The sequence below is a fragment of the Bacillus altitudinis genome (assembly GCF_001191605.1).
GTDB lineage: Bacteria > Bacillota > Bacilli > Bacillales > Bacillaceae > Bacillus > Bacillus altitudinis.
The window spans coordinates 3,552,680-3,572,545 of sequence record NZ_CP009108.1; the positions used below are offsets into that span (position 1 = coordinate 3,552,680).

Consider the following 19,866-nt stretch of genomic DNA (forward strand, 5'->3'; position numbering starts at 1 on the left):
TACCATAATGAAGTCAGACAGAGAATTTTCTGAAAATGGCAGTTGACAACTTTTCATTTTCACTATATCATCCATAGTGCAATTGTCATATAAACACCTAAATTGTCAGAATATTTAAATTTGACACAATACACTGATTGAGGAGGGACTATTTTGAAAAATAGTTTAAGTATAAAAGAGACATTGGCTATTGGACTAATGCTTTTTGCATTATTCTTTGGCGCAGGAAATATGATTTTCCCGCCTGTTCTTGGACAATATGCTGGTGAAAACGTATGGCTTGCCATCGGCGGATTCCTACTTACAGGCGTAGGTCTTCCGCTATTAGGGGTTATTGCTGTCGCCCTTACAGGTACCGGAGCCAAAGGTCTTGCGGATAAAGCTCACCCTAAATTCGGGACCATCTTCACCGTTATTCTGTATTTATCCATTGGGCCATTTTTCGCCATTCCGCGAACAGGTACCGTTTCTTATGAAATTGGATTAGCTCCATTTCTTTCTGAAGGACAGGCTGAATCATGGATTCCATTATTCATCTTTACTCTGGTGTTTTTCACCATTACGTATCTTCTTGCTTTAAACCCTTCAAAGCTGGTTGATCGAATTGGTAAAGTGCTGACACCAATCTTATTAGCAGTTATTGCCATTATTGTGTTTAAAGCCATTGCTACACCGATGGGAATGATCGGTGCGCCTGATGCGACATATAAAGCAAACCCTCTCTTTACTGGGTTTTTAGAAGGTTATAAAACAATGGATGCTCTTGCTTCTATCGTTTTTGGAATCGTGGTCGTAACAGCTGTGAAAGATAGAGGGATCACAGAACGAAAATCACTTGCATCGGCTTGTATAAAAGCTGGTCTTGTTGCAGCAGTGGGACTAGCACTCGTGTATATTTCACTTGCTTATGTTGGTGCTTCAAGCCCTGATGCAACTGGAATGGTCGGAGCAAATGAAGGAGGAAAACTACTTTCACTTTCTGCAAACTTTTTATTCGGTTCTGCTGGTAACATTGTTCTTGGCGCAGCCATTTTATTCGCTTGTCTCACAACAAGTGTTGGACTTGTCTCGTCATGCGGGGAATATTTTTCAAAGCTTTTCCCAGCGCTTTCTTATCGTACCGTCGTTCTCATTGTTTCTTTATTTAGCACATTCGTTGCAAACCTCGGACTGGCACAAATCATTTCTCTGTCGGTGCCTGTACTCGTAGCGATCTATCCACTGGCCATTGTCATTATTTTATTATCGTTCCTTGACCGCTGGATTAACGGCAGAAGAATCATTTATATTACTTCTCTCATCTTTACTGGTTTCTTTGCCATTATTGATGGATTATTAGCTGCCGAAGTGAATCTAGGCGGATTGCCTGGCATCTTGAAATCAATTGTTCCGTTTTACGATTTAGGCATTGGCTGGATCATACCAGCTATTATCGGTGCTGTGATTGGTGTACTTATTTCCATGTTTACCAGCCCACCAAAGCAACTTGCCTCATAATCATCGCAAATCAAAACATCCCCTTCCAAAGAAGAAGGGGATGTTTTTTTATTGTTCTTCATATACTAAAATAGAAAAATTCATGACTTTTGTACGAAAACACATGTTGACATCAGGCGTACATCCTTTATAATTAATGATTGTTAATGATGAACGGTTACCTAGCAACTAATTAACAGAATATTTCAACATAATAATGGAGGCTTTAAATGCAATGAAGGCAACTTTGTCGACGAAAGATACGGTTATCATAGGTTTTATGCTGTTTGCTCTATTCTTCGGCGCCGGTAATATGATTTATCCACCAGAGCTTGGGCAATATGCTGGGCAAAATGTGTGGAAAGCAATGGGCGGATTTTTATTAACAGGTGTCGGTTTACCTCTTCTAGGGATTATTGCAATCGCTTTGACAGGTCGAGATGCAAAAGGATTAGCTGATAAAGCTCACCCAGCTTTTGGAACAGCGTTTACCGTCATTTTATATTTATCTATCGGGCCACTTTTCGCTATTCCTCGTACGGGAACGGTTTCATATGAAATTGGTGCACTACCCTTTTTAGCTGGTGTACCAGCTTGGCTCTCACTTTTTTTATTTACACTGGCCTTTTTTGGTATTACGTATTATCTTGCACTCAATCCAACGAAAATTGTGGATCGTGTAGGGAAAGTGTTAACACCGATTAAATTTACGATCATTTTGATTATTATCGTCAAAGCCATTTTGACACCGATGGGCGTCATTGGCACACCTGATGTGTCCTATAGCAATGGATCATTTTTCAAAGGGTTTTTAGAAGGCTATAAAACCATGGACGCTCTTGCATCTATTGTGTTTGGGGTTGTTGTCATCAACGCCATTAAAGGACGCGGCGTGACAAGTAAAAAGGCGCTGACATCTGCTTGTATCAAAGCAGGTCTAATTGCAGCTTGCGGATTAACATTTGTTTATCTATCACTTGCTTATTTAGGCGCTTCAAGTACACACGCCATTGGTTTTGTTGGAGATGGCAGTAAGATCTTGGCTCAGTCTTCGCAATTTCTTTTTGGCAGTTTAGGTAATATTGTGTTAGGCGCGGCGATTACGGTTGCCTGTTTAACCACAAGTATCGGTCTTGTGACATCGTGCGGAGAGTATTTCTCAAAATTACTACCTAAGCTTTCTTATAAAACAGTTGTGACACTCGTGACATTATTCAGTTTTATCATTTCAAATTTTGGACTTGCTCATATTATCGCTTTTTCAGTACCTGTTTTAACTGCGATTTACCCGTTAGCGATTGTGATTATTGTTTTATCACTTGCTGACAAATGGCTTGGTCATAGAAGACCTGTGTATATCCTTACTTTGATTTTAACTGGCTGCGTCAGTCTGTTTGACGGCTTAGCAGCGGCGAAACTGCCGATTGGTCCTGTGAAAGATCTCTTTCAAACGATCTTGCCGCTATATGACCTTGGCATTGGCTGGATTATGCCTGCCATACTCGGAGTCGTGATTGGATTTGTGATCTCTCTTTTCACTTCTTCTGCTTCAGAAGAACGTCAAAAGCAAGCTTCATAACACGGAAAAAGCTGAAGTCCTAAAATGGACTTCAGCTTTTTTTATTGATGCTGATATTCTTTTTCTTGCTGACTTAAAAGTTTCTGAACGGCTCCAGGTGATGCTTTTTCGACAGCTGCTGCTGCCACTTCAAATGAATCGTTATAATCATAGGCATAAAATCTTCGTTCTGCCTCTTTTAATTGCTCTGAAAGAATGTGGTTTTGACTTCTAAACCGGTTGCCGTATTGTATAATCCGTTCAATTTGATCCACTTTACGAAGCATGTCATGTGTTTCATCAACGACATGTCTGACTGTTTCAGAGGCTTCTTTTAATTGCTGGTTCACTGCTGGCATATTCAGCGGCAAATTTTCTAGCTGCTCCTGCACTTGCTGAATCATCTCCTGCGCTTTTTCAGCACGTTCTTTGATGTCAGCAGGTACACCTGGAATGTTGCTTTTGTGCAGCTGGCGCACTGTATCTGTCAGCATGGTTTTAAGTTCAGCCAATGTTTCTCTTGCCTGTAATTCTTCTTTTCGTAACGATTGAAGGTGATCTTTAAACGCTTCATGAAGCGTTTTGGCATCCTCAATAAAGGTCTCAAGCTGATTGATTTCATCCATTAATAATGTGTATGCGACATGGTCACGATCAAGCTTCTCTCGTATTTGCTTCATGAGCTTTTCAATTTCTTCTAATCGTTTTTCGAAGGCTTTCTGCTGATCCAGCTCTCCTGCTGTCAGCTTGTAGCTTTCTTTCACAAGAGCCGTTTCTGCCTTTGTCTGCGTGTGGTCTTGTTCAAGTTTTTCAAATGCCTCGGTCAGCTCAGGCATTTTGCTCTTGATTTCCTGACCTGCTTCTACTTCTGCTTCTAGCTGATCATACAGCGTCTGAATCGCATCATCAATCATTTGCAGAATGCTTGATGCTTCATCTAAGTTGAGTTCATCAATCAGCAGCTTCTCCGCCCGGGTCAGCTGTTTATTCAAGTTATCCAGCTCTTTTGTGATCTGGATGTGCTCTAGTTTGTAGCCTTTGTCTGTCATTTCTTTATAACCGTCTTTCAGCTTCGTCAGCTGACCTGGCACAGTTTGTTTGCAGTCTGCGATGAGCTTCGGTACATCATTGATATATAATTGCAGCTGATCGAGTCTGCGGTCTTGCTCAAGCAAAATTTTCCTTGCTGTCATGTAGTTTCCGTTTTCTGTCTCTTCTTCATACTGCTTGATCCCTTCCCAGGCCTCGTCCAAGTCTTGCTCCATTTTGTCATAAAGGGTGCCATATAAATGGCTGTAAGCAAGCAGATTTTTTCGTACCGTTTGATATTGCTCTTTGACCTTCTCGATGTCTTTTCGGTTTTGCTCTTCACTTGTGACAAGGTCTGCAATCTCTTTTAAAATGTCTTCGATGTTTGAATCAGCAGCGGTGAGCAGATCTCCTATATGTGCAAGAACTTGCTTCGCTTTGGAGAATCGATATTTATCAGAATACTCCTCTGCATCATATAATAGCTCCTCTACCTTTGGAAGATGGGCTGTGACGATATCGTCCCACTCTGCACGCCATCTTTCAAAAAACTGCTCTGTTTCTCCGGTCATTTTTAAATGTTTGATTTTTGAAATTTCTTCTACAATTGATCTGTTTAAAATTTCAATTTTCCATGCTTCCAATCGGTCAATCTCTTTATATATATTTTTTCTGAGGAAATAACCGACTGAAAACAAAGCAAGCAAAATGACAATTAAACCGATGATAAACTCCATAATGAGCCCCCTTGTTGTGATCTAAGTGATGTCAGGGTAGTGTCCCGAGTAGACCTGAGAACCCTTTCGTGTCCGCTTTGCATTTGTTTTTTATAAGCAGGATTGTATTTTTTCCAATACGATCCATTCACGGTTTTATGTATGTTTTTTCAAGAAAGTCATTCAGGCTTTCTATCATTTGATCACATGTATTGATGTGACCTGTTTTTATGTATGCGGAAGCTGTCGTTTTCATTGTTATTATGATACCATGTAACCAGCATTTTTGGTCATGATTTTTCATTATTTTCGCTGATAAACATGACGTTTTTCAAAATATCGACAAGAGGTGACGACATGTTGAAACAAGATGCACATTTACATACGCCATTTTGCCCGCACGGTACGCTTGATCCTTTTCATTCTTATATTGAAAAAGCAATGAAAAAGGGATTTGATTCCATCACCTTTACCGAGCATGCCCCGCTGCCTCCTTCGTTTCGAGATCCAACGCCTGAGCAGGATAGTGCCATGAAGCTTCAAGACCTTGAAGCCTATTTGACGAAGCTGGATCAGCTGAAACAGGAATATAAAGGACAGTTAATAGTAAAAACTGGGCTTGAGGTCGACTATATCAAAGAGTATGAAGAGGAAACAAGTGCCTTTTTAGACTGCTACGGCCCTGAACTAGACGATAGCATTTTATCTGTTCACTTTCTTCCTGCTGGCAATGATTATATTTGTCTTGATTTTGATGAGCATGCCTTCAAGCAGCTGATCAGTATCTATGGCAGCACCGAACACGTCTATCAAAGCTACTATGACCAAATTCATTCTTCTATTCTATCATCTTTAGGTCCATATAAGCCAAAGAGAATCGGTCATATCACCCTTGTCCAGAAATTCAAACAACTTTTTCCATACGAAATGTCGCCAGAACTATGTCAAAGGGTCACCCTTTGTCTTGAAGAAACGGCAAAAAAAGGCATGTCCTTAGATTTTAATACATCAGGTCTTCGTAAAACATATGCCAGAAGTATCTATTTAGATCAATGGATGATTGATCTTGCAAAACAGAAAAAAATTCCGCTCATATTCGGGTCTGATGCCCACCAAGCGGAAGATCTCGGGTATGCGTATGATCAATTTGAAGACATCATGAGTTTCAGGTGAGGATCAAGTGCGGGTTCATTTGGTTCTAACAGATGATGAAGCGACCGGCTCAGTTCCTTATAGTACGTTTGATAAAAGTAAGGCTCATTTGGGTTGATATAAAGCACCTCTGTTAAATATTGCGGCTGCAAATAAGGCATCATCAGAAGTGATTTTAGCTGGATCATAAATGATGAGAGTGACAGCTGCTTACAAATCACATGGGTGCTTTTTCCTTTTTCAATGATGAGCTGAAACAAGTATTTTTCCTTTGTTAAATAGGTGGACATGATTTCCCTGATCAGCGTTGAATCAATGGTCACTTCTCGATAAACGAAACGGGTTAATTGACGATTTTCATGCTGATAAGATAAAATATCAAAAACCACATGAAGTAAACATTCTTTTGCATGACGGGTTTCCATGTGCTGGATGTGCGATTCAATCATCTGAATATAGCCTTCATAAAAATCGGATACGAGCTGCTCGAGCAGCCCTCCTTTTCCTTGAAAGTAATAAGATATATGGGCAACGTTGACGTTTGCTTCCTTCGCAATCTCACGGACAGAGGTTCCAGAAAATCCTTTTTGGTTAAAAAGTCTGATGGCAGCTTCAATAATACGGTCTTTTGTTTGCACGGTTGTTGATGTTTTCATCCGCTCACCCCTCTTCATGTGTACATACTTCAAGGTGAAGGCGGAAGTTCCTTTAATCATTGCTCGACAAATCCCACATGCGAAACGCAAGTTATGTATTTTTGAGATAGAAAGTAGGAGATTTTCATGTTTCATGTCGAAAAACAGTCTGGCGATCCATCGAAAGACTATCAATTACTCATCAAGCAAGTAGAAGCGATTACGGATGGTGAACCTGATCTCATTGCCAACCTAGCCAATGCTGCGGCGCTACTTTATCACTCGCTTCCTGAAGTCAATTGGGCAGGATTTTATTTAGCAAAAGGCGGAGAACTTGTGCTTGGTCCATTCAATGGACTGCCCGCATGTGTACGCATTCCTTCTGGAAAAGGGGTTTGCGGTACAGCATTTGCGACAGGTGATGTACAGCGTATCGCTGATGTCCATGCATTCCCTGGTCATATTGCATGTGATGCAGCATCGCAATCTGAAATTGTGATCCCACTTAAAGTAAATGGACAAATCATTGGGGTACTCGATATTGACAGTCCAGTGAAAGATCGTTTCAATGAAGTGGATGAAACGTACTTAGTTCAATTTACAGAGGTTCTCCAAAATGCGTTATCAGCCTCTACTGATGCGTCATGATGCTTGAAAAGCAGACAATGTGTCTGCTTTTTTGTTTTGCTTTCTTCCCGGATGAATGCCGACCACGTTTGACATTCTTCTCTTTAAATAGGTTGACTTCTCCTATCTGGCGTCATATAATAGAGTTTGTGTGAAATATGGCAGCCTTTTTGTTCGGCTTTTTTGTATCATTTTGTTCCTTCTATATGGAGGTGCATCTTGTAACTCCCTGCTGCTGGAGCGAGGATGCATGAAAACATAATGACGGAAAAGACAAAGAACAGACGGTTTTTATTTTTCACAAATAAAAACAATAAGGAGGAGTCACATTATGGCTCGCTATACAGGTCCAAGTTGGAAGATTTCCCGCCGTTTAGGCATTTCATTAAGCGGAACAGGTAAGGAACTTGAAAAACGCCCTTACGCTCCAGGCCCACATGGTCCAGGACAACGCAAAAAACTATCTGAATACGGTTTACAATTACAAGAGAAGCAAAAGCTTCGTCACATGTACGGTGTCAACGAACGTCAATTCCGTACTCTTTTTGACAGAGCTGCTAAACTTCCTGGTAAACAAGGTGAAAACTTCATGATCCTTCTTGAAACTCGCCTTGACAACCTAGTATACCGTCTTGGCCTTGCTCGTACGCGCCGCCAAGCTCGTCAGCTAGTAAACCATGGTCACATCCTTGTTGATGGAAGCCGTGTAGACATCCCATCTTTCTCTGTGAAACCAGGTCAAACGATTGCTCTTCGTGAGAAATCTCAAAACCTTGCAGTTGTGAAAGAATCAGTTGAAGTGAACAACTTCGTACCTGAATACCTTACTTTCGATGCTGAAAAGCTTGAAGGAACTTTCACTCGTCTTCCAGAGCGTTCTGAATTAGCGCCTGAAATCAGCGAACAACTAATCGTTGAGTTCTACTCTCGTTAATTTCATGACTCTCTCAGAGAGTGATCAAACAAACCCTAGAGACCTTGATTGTTCAAGGATTTCTAGGGTTTTTTATTTGGTCTTTTGTACGATACTCTCTAGCTACAAATTTACACACAAGAAAATTAGAAACCGATTACTCTTTACTCTTTTTCGTTTTCCTCTTACAATTACATTTACTGGATAACTCACAACTTAAAACAATAATGTAAAGAACGTTAAGGAGGAAAGCAATTTGTCGATTATTTCATTTATGTTAGCACTTATGCTCTTTTCAATTATTATCTATGCGATTTTGAGAAAGACAAAAGTTGTCGATGAAGCGCCTGGAGCTATCGCTGAAATTCTCCTCATTTTACTCATCTTTTTTGCGATTAGTTTTGTCATCATCATTCCAAGTTCTGTACTTTATGTTGTTTCATTAGGAGTGAATTTTCTTTTTGGAGAATATATTACCTATGCATCATTTCTTTCATTATTGACCTTCTGTCTATTCGTCAGTGGGATTGTTCTTTTTTGGTCGATCTTTTTAGTATTCATTGGTAAAGGAATTTCCTCTTTGCTAAGATTTCCTCAATGGTTCACGTTTATCTTTGAATTTCTACTCTCATGGATCGTTGTGCATTTCTCAATTAAGTTTGTACTTAATATGAACATAGTCAATGTCTCCATTTTGGAGCACGGCACACTCATTTTATCTTTCTTTGTCAGCTTCTTATTTATTGGAATAGATCTCATATACTCAAGTATTGAACAACGAAAACAGCCGCTGGATGAACAAGCAAAAAGCTCCTAGAGATGATTCTAGGAGCTTTTGCTTGCCCAATTTGTGATGAGCTGCTCTGTTGTCAGGACAGTCGCAAATTCATCATGCAGTGTTGCAAGTGAAAGGCGATGGATCGTTTCTGGATCATAGTATGTACCGGTTTGATCTGCGAGTCCAAAGGCGGCTGTTGCATCCGACATGAGGTATGTCTCAAAGCCTAGGTTTCCACTCATTCTTGTTGTGGTAGATACGCAGTGCGGTGTTGTAAGTCCAGCAATCACAACAGTGTCGATCTCGTTTGATCTTAGTTGTTCCTCTAAGTTTGTACCTATAAAGCTACTGTTGACTTTCTTTTGTATGACCGTTTCTTCATCTAGCGGTTTGGCGATCTCTTTGAAGGAGTGCCCTTCATTTGCTGGATGAAATAAGGAGTGCGGCTGATCCGATGTATGCTGAATATGAATGACTGTCCAGCCTTTTTCTCTCCAAAACGTCAATAGACGACTGATATTCTTCTCTGCATCTAGGTTATTCCGTTCTCCCCATTTTTCGTGCTCGAATGCTTTCTGTACATCAACCATAATCAAAGCCTTTTGATGTTGTTGCACAAATCCCCACCTCCAAAGAATCTGAATCATTACTTGTAGTGTAAGGAATGGTGGTTGATTTGTACATGTTTTTATTTGGCTATGTACGATGTTTTGTCTGTTTTTGCAGTAAAAAGACAAACCACACACTGGCTATTAAGTAATAGATACCAATGATGGATGTACAATTAGATATGACTTCTGCCCATTGCACTGATTTGACGATTGCCATCCAGATCATATAGATAATCAGAAATGAACATGGGAAATAGAAAAAGTAGCCTAAGAAATATTGTTTGAGTTTTTGCGTCATCTTTTATCCTCCTAAAAACCTTCTGCAACACCTAGTAGACCCTATATAACCATGACATCAAAAAAGACAGCACAAATCGCTGTCTTTTTCATTTTTTAATTCGTATTCTGTCCTCCGCCATTCAATCCTTCTTTCACATAGCCTTTGACTTGGCTTGAGGTTAATAGACCGATATGTCCAACGCCGTGGATGAGGACGTTTCTCGCGCCAATTAAACGTGAGAGGCTGTTGACGACAATGAGATCGGCTGAACTATAGACAGATGTGTAAAGAATTTTTTGATTTGGATCGGTGCCTGGTAATGCTCTGAGTGATACGAGTCCATTCGCTCCACCAAGTGTGACGACGTTTTCAATTTTATCTCCGCCGTCTAGGTTTTTAATATAGTATAACGTGTTCGCACCACCCATACTATGAGCCACAATATCTACTTTTTTGGCGCCCGTTTTGGCTAGTACATCTTTCACGAATCTAGAGAGCCTCGGGCCATTGTTCAGGTTATTGCCTGTTTTGTCTATGAAATCGATTGCAAAAAGTTGGTTTTGATCCCAGCCCTGTGATACTAAGTATCGTTTGATCGAAGCAAAGTTATAAGACGCACCGCCCATACCATGCACCATCACAACCGGATTATGCGCAGCCGCTTTGACTTCTTTCGGCTGGATGAAGGCCATTGAACCTAGCACTAAGGCAAGGGCAACAAGAATTTGCAAACTCTTTTTCTTAAATCGAATCACTTTCATTCCCCCTTATTCATCTTATTCGACTCTATTTTATACAAGAAAAATATGTCAGAAAAGTGAACAAGGTAATGTTTTATGAGATGATTTTACAGCACAATACCTAATGAAAAAGCACCATGGTCTTTTTGAAACTAAAACAAAAAGACTACGAGCCACTCTATCTTTCATATATAATGTGAATAGACAAAAGGAGGTTCTACTAGATGCTATTTACTCAAACACCTGCACCACCTTACTATGCAGTGATTTTCACATCAAAACGAACGAATGTTGAGCAGAAAGAATACGCTGCTGCTGCTCAAAAAATGGAACAATTAGCGAAAGAACTAGACGGGTTTCTTGGAATAGAAAGTGCACGAGATGAACATGGTGTTGGAATCACTGTCTCTTACTGGGATTCATTAGCAGCCATCAAAGAATGGAAAGCACATACAGCACATCAGCGTGTTCAAAAAAAAGGAAAAAAAGATTGGTATGAATCCTATACAACCCGAATTTGTAAGGTAGAACATGCTTATACAAACGAAGATTCACTTCTTGAATAAGAAACAGACAAATGAGAGAAAACCGCTCTGTAAAAGCTTAATTCCTACTTCTGAATAAAAAAGAAAAGCACCTCAATGTATATGAACATTTGAGGTGCTTTTCATGATACTTACTGTTTCATAAGGATTTATTTATACGTTACAAGGAAGTATTTCTTTTTCCCTCTTCTTAAGACTGTAAATTGGTTTTCAATTCGGTCTTCAGCTGAAAGGACATAGTCTTTGTCGGTTTGTCTCTCTCCGTTGATGTAGACGGCACCGTTTGTGATATCTTCACGTGCTTGACGTTTTGATGGAGACAGTTTTGATTCGACAAGAACATCAACAAGTGTTAATTCTTCTCCACTGTCTTTCTCCATTGATGGCACATCTTTAAAGCCTACTTTCACTTCTTCTGCTGTAAGAGATTTGATCTCGCCTTTAAATAGCGCATTTGAGATGTTGACAGCCTGTTCTAGTGATTCACGGCCATGCACAAGTGTTGTGACTTCTTCTGCCAAACGGCGCTGTGCTTCACGTTTTTCAGGGGCTGTTTGCACTTTTTCTTCGTACGATGCGATCTCTTCTTTTGATAAGAACGTAAAGTATTTTAAGTATTTCACGACATCACGGTCATCTGTGTTAATCCAGAATTGGTAGAATTCATATGGTGATGTTTTTTCTTTATCTAACCAGATGGCACCGCCTTCTGTTTTCCCAAACTTCGTGCCGTCTGCTTTTGTCACAAGCGGCATGGTGAGACCGAATGCTTTTGCGCCTTCTGCTTCAGACTTACGGATCAACTCAAGTCCAGATGTGATATTTCCCCACTGGTCACTTCCGCCGATTTGCAGCTTACAGTTTTCATTTCTATAAAGGTTCAAGAAGTCTAACGATTGCAGAATCACGTAGCTGAATTCTGTGTACGAAATCCCTGTTTCAATACGGGAGCTGACGATATCTTTTGCGAGCATGAAGTTGACACCGAAGTTCTTTCCAATATCACGAAGGAACGTGATGACATTCATTTGACTGATCCAGTCATAGTTATTGACGATAACAGCTGGGTTGTCACCTGCTTCAAAATCAAGGAATTGAGAGAGCTGGCCTTTGATTTTCTCTGACCACTGTTCGACGATTTCTGCTGGGTTTAGTGAACGTTCTGCTTTTTTGAAACTTGGGTCACCAATCAGTCCAGTTGCGCCGCCAACAAGTGCAATCGGATGATGACCTGCTTCTTGGAATCTGCGCAATGTTAAAATTGGGAGTAAGTGACCAATGTGCAAGCTGTCAGCTGTTGGATCAAAGCCGGAGTATAGCTTGATTTTTTCTTCTGCTAATAATTTTGTTAAACCTTCTTCATCTGTTTGCTGCTGAATTAATCCTCTGAACGATAAATCTTCCATCAATTGACTCATATCCAAATCTCCTTTTTTTACAATTCAACATAAAAAACGCCCCTTCGAATGAACGAAGGGACGATATATATCGCGGTACCACCCTGCTTAAAAGACAAAACAACACGTCTTTTCACTTACACTGATAACGGACAGATCCGTTCTTTCACTAATCAGATAGCATATGCTCCTTTTCGTAAAAGCGGTTCGTGAGGGTAATTCGAATATCTCTGTGTACTGACTCGCACCAGCCGTCAGCTCTCTTGGACAGGGAAAGATGATTCTACTGAATCTCAGTCAAAACCTTTTCATATTCAACTAAAGTCATTTTTAACATACTTTTGATATCAAGTCAACTGACGGAAGTGATTAATCTTCCATTGTCGAGAGATCGCCAGCAGGTAAATTCAGTTCCCACGCTTTTAGCACACGTCTCATAATTTTACCGCTGCGTGTTTTTGGCAGTTTGTCTTTAAACTCAATTTCTCTCGGTGCTGCATGTGCAGCAAGTCCTTTTTTCACAAACGTACGAATTTCTTCTTTCAGGTCATCAGACGGTTCGTATCCGCTTCTAAGCGCTATAAATGCTTTAATAATTTCACCGCGCACAGGATCTGGTTTTCCGATGACACCAGCCTCTGCAATGGCCGGATGTTCCACCAGTTTACTTTCTACCTCAAATGGACCGACCCGCTCTCCTGACGTCATGATGACATCGTCGACACGTCCCTGGAACCAGAAGTATCCGTCTTCATCCATATAAGCAGAATCTCCTGAAACATACCAATCTCCCGGCATAAAGTAAGATTCATATTTTTCAGGATTGTTCCAGATCGTATGCATCATAGACGGCCAGCCCTTTTTGATGGCAAGGTTCCCCATCCGGTATGGCGGAAGTTCATTTCCGGCATTATCCACAATCGCAGCTTCAACGCCTGGAATTGGTTTCCCCATCGAACCTGGTTTGATATCCATGCATGGATAGTTACAAATCAGCTGTGCACCTGTTTCTGTCATCCACCAAGTATCATGAATTCGTTTACCGAATACAGCGTCTCCCCAGCGGATCACTTCTGGATTAAGTGGCTCTCCTACACTTAACACATGACGGAGTGAGCTGAGATCATATTTTTGAATGAGATCGTCTCCTGCTCCCATCAGCATTCTGAAGGCTGTCGGTGCACTGTACCAAACAGTCACACCTAGCGATTCAATCGTTTCGTACCATGTATCAGGGTTGAACCGGCCGCCTAAAATGACATTCGTCGCTCCATTCAACCACGGAGAAAAAATACCGTACACCGTCCCTGTTACCCAGCCTGGATCAGCTGTACACCAGTAGACATCTTCTTCTTTCAAATCAAGTACCCATTTACCCGTCTGGCCTTGCTGCACCATTGCACCATGAACATGGAGCACACCTTTTGGCGTACCAGTGGACCCTGACGTGTAATGAAGCAGGTATCCATCTTTTTCATCCATCCACTCGATTTCAAGCTCCTTCGCTGCCTGCTCAAATGCTTCTTCAAAGTGAATCGTCCGCACACTACCTGCATCCTCTTTTTCACCACCGACAATGATGACGGATTCAAGCTTTGGAAGTTCTGCAAACGGAATCCGCTCAAGCAGATCAGGCGTTGTCACAATCACTTTTGCCTCACTATTTTCTAAACGATCTTTGACGGCACCTTCCATAAATGCCTCAAATAACGGACCGACGATCGCACCAATTTTGACAGCACCAAGCAGTAGAAAATAGAGCTCAGGTGATCTTGGCATAAAGATAAACACGCGATCCCCTTTTTGCACATGTGCCTGTTCTCTTAATAGATTTCCTGCTTTGTTTGTCTTGATTTTCATATCCCTGAACGTATACTTTTCATCCCGCTGTGAATCTTTGTAGTGAAGCGCCACCTTGTTTTTACGAAACGAGTCCGCATGTCTGTCAATCGCTTCATAAGCTGCATTTACTTTTCCTGTTTCATACCAAGAGAAATTTTTTCTCGCTTCCTCCCATGAAAATTCTTTGTATGCTTGCTCATAATCATTTAAATGATAGTCCCCTTTTACTGATGGTAGCGTTTCCACTTTCATCAAACAGTCCCCCTTTGCATACGTTTACAATGACCATTATAGTATAGATGACTTTTTTTCTCAATTTTTAAAAAACTTCTGATGAAACCGTTTTAATTATTGCAAGATTTAAGATAGAATAGAGACGACTCACTAGAATTTGAGGCGGTGGATACGTGGAGCATCCTAAAACTTATTATTCAAAAACAATTGAGAGAGAAACAGGCACCATCCTGATTGAAGGACCGGTACCTGCATCAGAGCTTGCGAACTATACGTTTCATGAAGGACTAACGGCATTTCGCACGCCTGAAGAACAGAAACAAGCACTTGTTGAAATAGCAGATCTTCCTGAAGGACGTATTATCATTGCTAGGGTGGATGAGCTTGTCGTAGGCTATGTCACGTATTTGTACCCTGATCCGCTTGAACGCTGGTCAGAAGGCAACATGGACAATTTAATTGAGCTCGGTGCCATTGAAGTCGCTCCTCCATTCAGAGGCTGCTCACTTGGCAAGCATTTACTGGATGTGAGCATGATGGATGAGCAAATGGAGAATTACATTATCATTACAACCGAATATTACTGGCATTGGGATTTAAAAGGGACGAAGAAAAACGTGTGGGAGTACCGCAAAATGATGGAGAAAATGATGAACGCCGGTGGTCTGGTCTGGTTTGCAACAGATGAGCCAGAGATCAGCTCACATCCAGCCAATTGTTTAATGGCACGGATCGGAAAACATGTGAGTCCAGATTCAATCGAGCGTTTTGATCGTCTTCGCTTCCATCAGCGCTTTATGTATTAACGTTCAATTCGTTTTTTTGGCAAAGGGGATTGGTAAACATGATGATTGAACAAATTATGGAGCGTGATGTGATCACGCTGCGAAAAACCGATACGATTGAAGAAGCCATACAAAAAATGAGTGCACATCACATTCGGCATATTCCCATCGTATCTGAGCAGGGATCTGTCATTGGGATGGTGACAGATCGGGATATTAAAAATGCCAGTCCAAGTATTTTTGAAACAGAGAAAAGGCAGCTTTTTATTCAGCGGCCGGTTGAAGACATCATGGTGCTAGAGACGATTACCGCTCATCCGCTTGATTTCGTTGAGGAGATTTCAAGTGTCTTTTTTGAACACGGAATTGGCTGTCTTCCCGTTGTAAGACGCGGCAAGCTTGTAGGGATCATCACAAAAACAGATTTACTTCGTACGTTTGTAAGACTAACAGGTGCAGATCAGCCTGGATCACATTTAGAGGTTGAAGTAGCGCAAGTGACAGAGGGTCTTGCAGACATTACGGCCATTTTAAAAGAGCAGCATATTCAAATGCTGAGTGTACTCGTGTACCCACATGCCAATGAAGCCTCTAAAGTGCTCGTCTTCCGCCTTCAAACGATGCATGCAGATCATGTGATGAAGCTGATTCGTGCAAAAGGCTATAAAGTGCTCTGGCCTATGGAGCAGACGATCAAATGAAGGAAGCGACCTTTGTTTTTTCACCATCTTTTCAAACGTACCAGTTTCACCAAGATCATCCCTTCAATCAGCTTCGCGTCTACTTAACTTATGATCTTCTTCAAAAAATGAAGGCGTTAACGGATGATGAGATTGTCGCACCTCGTATGGCGACGCTGGAGGAGTTAAAGCTTGTCCATACAGCAGACTACATTCAAGCAGTACAGCGGGCAAGTGAAGGAAAACTGTCCACCGCAGAGGGGGAACGTTATGGTCTTGGCACTGAGGACACCCCGATGTTTGCAGGGATGCACGAGGCAGCTTCTCTCCTTGTTGGCGGAACATTAACAGCGGTTGATCAAGTGATGCTTGGACATTCGCAGCATGCGCTCAATCTTGGCGGCGGGCTTCACCATGGATTTAAAGGGCGTGCTTCTGGCTTTTGTATTTATAATGACAGCTCTGTGGCCATTCAGTATATTCAAAAGACATATGGCGCTAGAATTTTATATATTGATACCGATGCTCATCATGGCGATGGTGTACAGTTTAGCTTCTATGATGATCCAGAGGTATGTACTGTTTCTATTCATGAAACAGGGCGCTATTTGTTCCCTGGAACTGGACAAGTACAGGAAAGGGGTCATGATAAAGGCTATGGCTATGCATATAATATCCCGCTTGACGCATTTACAGAAGACGAATCATTTTTAGAAGCCTATCGAACAGCAGTGACAGAGATTGCTGCTTTTTTTAAACCAGATGTCATTTTGACGCAAAATGGAGCAGATGCCCACTATTATGACCCTTTGACGCATTTATCTGCTACCATGAAAATATATGAGGAAATTCCTAGAATTGCCCATGAGCTGGCGCATCAATATTGTGATGGAAAATGGATCGCTGTGGGCGGAGGCGGCTATGATATTTGGCGTGTCGTTCCAAGAGCATGGAGCCGCATTTGGCTTGAGATGAAAGGCATCACACCACCAGATGCACTTCCTCAGGAATGGATTCGGGCATGGGAAAAACAATCGCCTGTTCCGCTTCCATCCACATGGCTAGATCCTGACGATCTATATCCACCGATTCCAAGAAGAGCAGAAATTACAGAAAAAAATGCACAAACGGTAGAAAAAGCACTCATGCCTGTTCGACGAGAAAAGAAAAAGGCATAAAAAAAGCAGGCGTCCACTGATCAAGTGAGCCTGCTTTCTTTTTTATTTCGTCGATTGTCTTTCTTCGATTCTATGTGGCAATTCAACAATTTGATCTTCTACTTGTTCTTTGTTCATGAGCTTTGTCAGCAGTCTCATCGCAACAGCGCCAATATCGTAAGTCGGCTGAACAACTGTTGTCAATTGAGGGCGCACCATGAGGGATAGTCTTGTGTTATCAAAGCCAATCACTTCTAAATCTTCAGGAATTGATACGCCTCTGTCCTGCGCTCCATGAATGACACCTAGCGCCATTTCGTCAGTAGCTGCAATCACAGCCGTCGGCTTGTCAGATTGCTCAAGCAGATTAGCGAGCGCTTCAATACCAGAGTCATATGAGTAGTCTCCTTCAGCAACAAGCGCTTCGTCAAACGCGATACCAGCTTCTTCAAGCGCACGCTTATAACCAGCAAGCTTTCTCATAGAGTTAATTGGTTCTGACATTGGTCCAGATACAAACGCAATTCGTTTATGTCCTTTTTCAACTAATAGCTGAACTGAATCATAAATGGCTTGTTCATAGTTAATGTTGACTGATGGTGTTTGTGCCTGCTCTTCAACAGATGCAGCAAGTACAATTGGTACAGGAGAGCGCTTAAATTCTTCCACATGCACATCTGTAATGTTTCCGCCCATAAAAACGATTCCATCTACTTGTTTGCCAAGCATTGTGTTTAACAAATGAAGTTCTTTATCAGTATTTTGGTCTGAGTTGCTCAAAATAATGTTGTACTTGTACATCGTCGCAATATCTTCAATTCCTCGTGCAAGCTCTGAATAGAAGATACTTGAAATATCAGGGATGATGACCCCAACTGTTGTAGTCTTTTTACTTGCAAGGCCTCGTGCGACTGCGTTCGGACGGTAGCCGAGACGATCAATTGCTTCAAGCACCTTTTTTCTTGTTGTTGGTTTTACGTTTGGATTACCATTAACAACGCGTGATACCGTTGCCATACTTACGTTTGCTTCTCTTGCTACATCATATATTGTAACATTATTCACATAAATCACTCCTTCAAATACACTTCATATCTATAGCATTCACCAATTGGATAGAGACATGTCAGATACGAGGAAAATAATATCCTATTTGTCATTAAAACGATGAAAAGAGACACATAATTTTTCAATCTACATCAAAATGACCTTCTTTTATGAAATTATACACGTTTTTTCATCATATGAAAACGTTCCCTTTCTTTTTATAACTAAATTAAACAAACTTTAATGAGCTTGTTACCTGTAAATTGAATCATATTTCACCAAAAGTCGTCGTGAACGTCAGCTATGACAATGATCTTAGCAGATTCTATCAAATTTTAAAAATGAAAACATTGTGAACAAGCGTGTTTTAAGCTTGCAATGTGTTTTCTTCCTTTCATTGCCAGTCTTATCGTATTTTTTCATGAAAAAAACCGCCGGGCTGTCATCCGGCGGCTTTTCTATTTATGATTATGCGTGAATGTTGACAAGTGGTCTTAACGCATCTAACCATTTTTCGAATTGTGGAATGTCCATTTGCTGCGCTGAATCAGATAGGGCAACAGATGGATCTGGATGTACTTCTGCCATCACACCGTCTGCTCCGATCGCAAGAGCTGCTTTAGCCGTTGGAAGAAGTAGATCTCTACGTCCTGTTGAGTGTGTCACGTCAACAAAGACTGGTAAATGTGTCTCTTGTTTCAAGATTGGCACAGCCGAGATATCTAGTGTATTTCTTGTGGCTGTTTCGTATGTGCGGATGCCTCGCTCGCAAAGGATGATTTGGTCATTTCCTTGTGCGATGATGTATTCAGCTGCATTGATGAATTCTGAAATCGTTGCTGCTAGACCGCGTTTTAAAAGAACTGGTTTGTTCACAGAACCGGCTTCTTTTAATAGCTCGAAGTTTTGCATGTTACGTGCTCCAATTTGGATGACATCGATATGCTCAATCGCTTCTTCAATATGAGCAGGGTTCACGATTTCACTAATAACAGCAAGACCGTATTCATCTGCTACACGTTTTAGAATTTTTAGACCGTCTACGCCAAGTCCTTGAAAGTCGTATGGACTTGTGCGAGGCTTAAATGCGCCGCCACGAAGAAGTTTTAGTCCCTGCTGTTTCGCTGCTGCCGCTACTTCTGCAACTTGCTCGTAGCTTTCAACGGCACATGGTCCAACGATGAAACGTTGTTTTCCGTCACCGATCGCTTCTCCATTGATATTTACAATTGTATTTTCAGGTTTTTTCTTACGAGAAACAAGAAGTGCTTTGCTGTGGTCATCTTCTTGAAGCTCTAAACCTGCTTTGAAAATTTCTTTGAAAATATGTTGAATCGTTGAATTTTCAAATGGGCCATCATTTTCTTCAAGAATTTGATTTAGCATTGTGCGCTCTCTGACAGGGTCATAACGGTTGACACCTTGCGCTTCTTTTGCCTTTCCAATTTCTTTTACAATGTTTCCTCTTTCATTGATCAGTTTTAAGATTTGAAGATTTAGTTCATCTGCTTGCTGTCTCAATTGTTCCAATTCATTGTTGCTCATTTTTGTCATCCTTTCCTCTGCCCGCTCTCGCTTTTTATTTTTGATCTCTTATAATAGGGTTTATTATAAACAAAGATTTCGGAATTGTCACGAAAAAATTCTTTATTACCCAAACGCTT

19 protein-coding genes and 1 other annotated feature are annotated in these 19,866 nt (G+C 41.1%); of the genes, 10 read left to right on the forward strand and 9 right to left on the reverse strand.

Going from position 1 to position 19,866, the window contains the following annotated elements:
• The first annotated feature begins 153 nt into the window (after nucleotides 1–153).
• Nucleotides 154–1,497: a branched-chain amino acid transport system II carrier protein gene (gene brnQ / locus ID12_RS17915; RefSeq protein WP_050827560.1), complete on the forward strand. Its 1,344-nt coding sequence runs from the start codon at nucleotides 154–156 to the stop codon at nucleotides 1,495–1,497.
• A gap of 214 nt (nucleotides 1,498–1,711) precedes the next feature.
• Complete coding sequence (brnQ, locus tag ID12_RS17920) at nucleotides 1,712–3,055, forward strand: branched-chain amino acid transport system II carrier protein (RefSeq protein WP_050827562.1); 1,344 nt, start codon at nucleotides 1,712–1,714, stop codon at nucleotides 3,053–3,055.
• Between the two features lie 41 nt (nucleotides 3,056–3,096).
• On the opposite strand, the gene ezrA is transcribed toward brnQ (ID12_RS17920), so the two are convergent.
• Nucleotides 3,097–4,800 (reverse strand): septation ring formation regulator EzrA, encoded by a 1,704-nt coding sequence (gene ezrA, locus ID12_RS17925; protein ID WP_050827563.1) that lies wholly within the window; start codon nucleotides 4,798–4,800, stop codon nucleotides 3,097–3,099.
• 336 nt (nucleotides 4,801–5,136) lie between these two features.
• Here ezrA and hisJ point away from each other — a divergent pair, with 336 nt between their 5' ends.
• Nucleotides 5,137–5,952 (forward strand): histidinol-phosphatase HisJ, encoded by an 816-nt coding sequence (gene hisJ, locus ID12_RS17930; RefSeq protein ID WP_050827565.1) that lies wholly within the window; start codon nucleotides 5,137–5,139, stop codon nucleotides 5,950–5,952.
• On the opposite strand, the gene refZ is transcribed toward hisJ, so the two are convergent.
• Complete coding sequence (gene refZ / locus ID12_RS17935; RefSeq protein ID WP_008343081.1) at nucleotides 5,922–6,587, reverse strand: forespore capture DNA-binding protein RefZ; 666 nt, start codon at nucleotides 6,585–6,587, stop codon at nucleotides 5,922–5,924. The genes hisJ and refZ overlap by 31 nt on opposite strands.
• 126 nt (nucleotides 6,588–6,713) lie before the next feature.
• Here refZ and ID12_RS17940 point away from each other — a divergent pair, with 126 nt between their 5' ends.
• The 3 genes from ID12_RS17940 (at nucleotide 6,714) to ID12_RS17950 (ending at nucleotide 8,923) form a co-directional block, all read left to right on the forward strand.
• Nucleotides 6,714–7,214 (forward strand): GAF domain-containing protein, encoded by a 501-nt coding sequence (locus ID12_RS17940; protein WP_041092574.1) that lies wholly within the window; start codon nucleotides 6,714–6,716, stop codon nucleotides 7,212–7,214.
• 310 nt (nucleotides 7,215–7,524) lie between these two features.
• Nucleotides 7,525–8,127, forward strand: coding sequence for a 30S ribosomal protein S4 (gene rpsD, locus ID12_RS17945; protein ID WP_007501777.1), 603 nt, complete (start codon nucleotides 7,525–7,527; stop codon nucleotides 8,125–8,127).
• A gap of 235 nt (nucleotides 8,128–8,362) precedes the next feature.
• A complete protein-coding gene (locus ID12_RS17950; protein ID WP_008343075.1) occupies nucleotides 8,363–8,923 on the forward strand; it encodes a hypothetical protein in 561 nt (186 codons plus the stop codon).
• An 8-nt stretch (nucleotides 8,924–8,931) separates the two neighbouring features.
• Here ID12_RS17950 and ID12_RS17955 read toward each other — a convergent pair whose 3' ends face one another.
• The 3 genes from ID12_RS17955 to ID12_RS17965 all read right to left on the reverse strand — a co-directional run bounded on the left by ID12_RS17955 (nucleotide 8,932) and on the right by ID12_RS17965 (nucleotide 10,467).
• On the reverse strand, nucleotides 8,932–9,531 hold the full coding sequence (locus ID12_RS17955) for a cysteine hydrolase family protein (RefSeq protein ID WP_089374141.1): 600 nt from the start codon (nucleotides 9,529–9,531) through the stop codon (nucleotides 8,932–8,934).
• 49 nt (nucleotides 9,532–9,580) lie between these two features.
• The gene (locus ID12_RS17960; RefSeq protein ID WP_050827568.1) at nucleotides 9,581–9,793 is read right to left on the reverse strand and encodes a hypothetical protein; all 213 of its coding nucleotides are present in this window, start codon (nucleotides 9,791–9,793) and stop codon (nucleotides 9,581–9,583) included.
• A gap of 95 nt (nucleotides 9,794–9,888) precedes the next feature.
• Nucleotides 9,889–10,467, reverse strand: coding sequence for an esterase/lipase family protein (locus ID12_RS17965; RefSeq protein ID WP_370648336.1), 579 nt, complete (start codon nucleotides 10,465–10,467; stop codon nucleotides 9,889–9,891).
• Nucleotides 10,468–10,739: 272 nt separating this feature from the next.
• Between ID12_RS17965 and ID12_RS17970 the strand changes: the two genes are divergently transcribed.
• Complete coding sequence (locus tag ID12_RS17970) at nucleotides 10,740–11,081, forward strand: antibiotic biosynthesis monooxygenase family protein (RefSeq protein WP_007501790.1); 342 nt, start codon at nucleotides 10,740–10,742, stop codon at nucleotides 11,079–11,081.
• A gap of 128 nt (nucleotides 11,082–11,209) precedes the next feature.
• Here ID12_RS17970 and tyrS read toward each other — a convergent pair whose 3' ends face one another.
• Entirely contained in the window at nucleotides 11,210–12,478 is a 1,269-nt protein-coding gene (tyrS, locus tag ID12_RS17975; protein WP_025207805.1) for a tyrosine--tRNA ligase, read from the reverse strand.
• 53 nt (nucleotides 12,479–12,531) lie between these two features.
• Nucleotides 12,532–12,767 (reverse strand) — a binding site (T-box leader).
• A gap of 59 nt (nucleotides 12,768–12,826) precedes the next feature.
• Entirely contained in the window at nucleotides 12,827–14,551 is a 1,725-nt protein-coding gene (gene acsA, locus ID12_RS17980) for an acetate--CoA ligase (RefSeq protein WP_017358310.1), read from the reverse strand.
• 155 nt (nucleotides 14,552–14,706) lie between these two features.
• On the opposite strand from acsA, the gene ID12_RS17985 reads away from it, so the two are divergent.
• The 3 genes from ID12_RS17985 to ID12_RS17995 are packed head-to-tail and all read left to right on the forward strand — an operon-like array spanning nucleotide 14,707 to nucleotide 17,176.
• Nucleotides 14,707–15,339 carry a GNAT family N-acetyltransferase gene (locus ID12_RS17985; protein ID WP_050827570.1) on the forward strand — a complete coding sequence of 211 codons (633 nt, stop codon included), beginning with the start codon at nucleotides 14,707–14,709 and terminating at the stop codon, nucleotides 15,337–15,339.
• A gap of 38 nt (nucleotides 15,340–15,377) precedes the next feature.
• Nucleotides 15,378–16,019, forward strand: coding sequence for a CBS and ACT domain-containing protein (locus ID12_RS17990; RefSeq protein ID WP_041092583.1), 642 nt, complete (start codon nucleotides 15,378–15,380; stop codon nucleotides 16,017–16,019).
• Nucleotides 16,016–17,176, forward strand: coding sequence for an acetoin utilization protein AcuC (locus tag ID12_RS17995; protein WP_024718705.1), 1,161 nt, complete (start codon nucleotides 16,016–16,018; stop codon nucleotides 17,174–17,176). The genes ID12_RS17990 and ID12_RS17995 overlap by 4 nt, the downstream gene beginning before the upstream one ends.
• A gap of 42 nt (nucleotides 17,177–17,218) precedes the next feature.
• Here the strand turns inward: ID12_RS17995 and ccpA are convergent, their stop codons facing one another.
• Both ccpA and ID12_RS18005 read right to left on the reverse strand, forming a co-directional pair.
• Nucleotides 17,219–18,220 (reverse strand): catabolite control protein A, encoded by a 1,002-nt coding sequence (gene ccpA / locus ID12_RS18000; protein ID WP_008343056.1) that lies wholly within the window; start codon nucleotides 18,218–18,220, stop codon nucleotides 17,219–17,221.
• A gap of 450 nt (nucleotides 18,221–18,670) precedes the next feature.
• Nucleotides 18,671–19,747, reverse strand: a complete 1,077-nt coding sequence (locus ID12_RS18005) for a bifunctional 3-deoxy-7-phosphoheptulonate synthase/chorismate mutase (protein WP_017358315.1) — start codon at nucleotides 19,745–19,747, stop codon at nucleotides 18,671–18,673.
• Nucleotides 19,748–19,866 lie beyond the last annotated feature (119 nt).

Bases quoted from the DNA above. Each gene is read 5' to 3' on its own strand.
- ID12_RS17955 (WP_089374141.1), bottom strand. From the start codon at position 9,531: ATGATTCAGATTCTTTGGAGGTGGGGATTTGTGCAACAACATCAAAAG.
- refZ (WP_008343081.1), bottom strand. From the start codon at position 6,587: ATGAAAACATCAACAACCGTGCAAACAAAAGACCGTATTATTGAAGCT.
- ID12_RS17960 (WP_050827568.1), bottom strand. From the start codon at position 9,793: ATGACGCAAAAACTCAAACAATATTTCTTAGGCTACTTTTTCTATTTC.
- ID12_RS17990 (WP_041092583.1), top strand. From the start codon at position 15,378: ATGATGATTGAACAAATTATGGAGCGTGATGTGATCACGCTGCGAAAA.
- tyrS (WP_025207805.1), bottom strand. From the start codon at position 12,478: ATGAGTCAATTGATGGAAGATTTATCGTTCAGAGGATTAATTCAGCAG.
- ID12_RS17995 (WP_024718705.1), top strand. From the start codon at position 16,016: ATGAAGGAAGCGACCTTTGTTTTTTCACCATCTTTTCAAACGTACCAG.
- ID12_RS17965 (WP_370648336.1), bottom strand. From the start codon at position 10,467: ATGGCCTTCATCCAGCCGAAAGAAGTCAAAGCGGCTGCGCATAATCCG.
- acsA (WP_017358310.1), bottom strand. From the start codon at position 14,551: ATGAAAGTGGAAACGCTACCATCAGTAAAAGGGGACTATCATTTAAAT.
- rpsD (WP_007501777.1), top strand. From the start codon at position 7,525: ATGGCTCGCTATACAGGTCCAAGTTGGAAGATTTCCCGCCGTTTAGGC.
- ID12_RS17970 (WP_007501790.1), top strand. From the start codon at position 10,740: ATGCTATTTACTCAAACACCTGCACCACCTTACTATGCAGTGATTTTC.
- ezrA (WP_050827563.1), bottom strand. From the start codon at position 4,800: ATGGAGTTTATCATCGGTTTAATTGTCATTTTGCTTGCTTTGTTTTCA.
- ID12_RS18005 (WP_017358315.1), bottom strand. From the start codon at position 19,747: ATGAGCAACAATGAATTGGAACAATTGAGACAGCAAGCAGATGAACTA.
- brnQ (WP_050827562.1), top strand. From the start codon at position 1,712: ATGAAGGCAACTTTGTCGACGAAAGATACGGTTATCATAGGTTTTATG.
- hisJ (WP_050827565.1), top strand. From the start codon at position 5,137: ATGTTGAAACAAGATGCACATTTACATACGCCATTTTGCCCGCACGGT.
- ID12_RS17940 (WP_041092574.1), top strand. From the start codon at position 6,714: ATGTTTCATGTCGAAAAACAGTCTGGCGATCCATCGAAAGACTATCAA.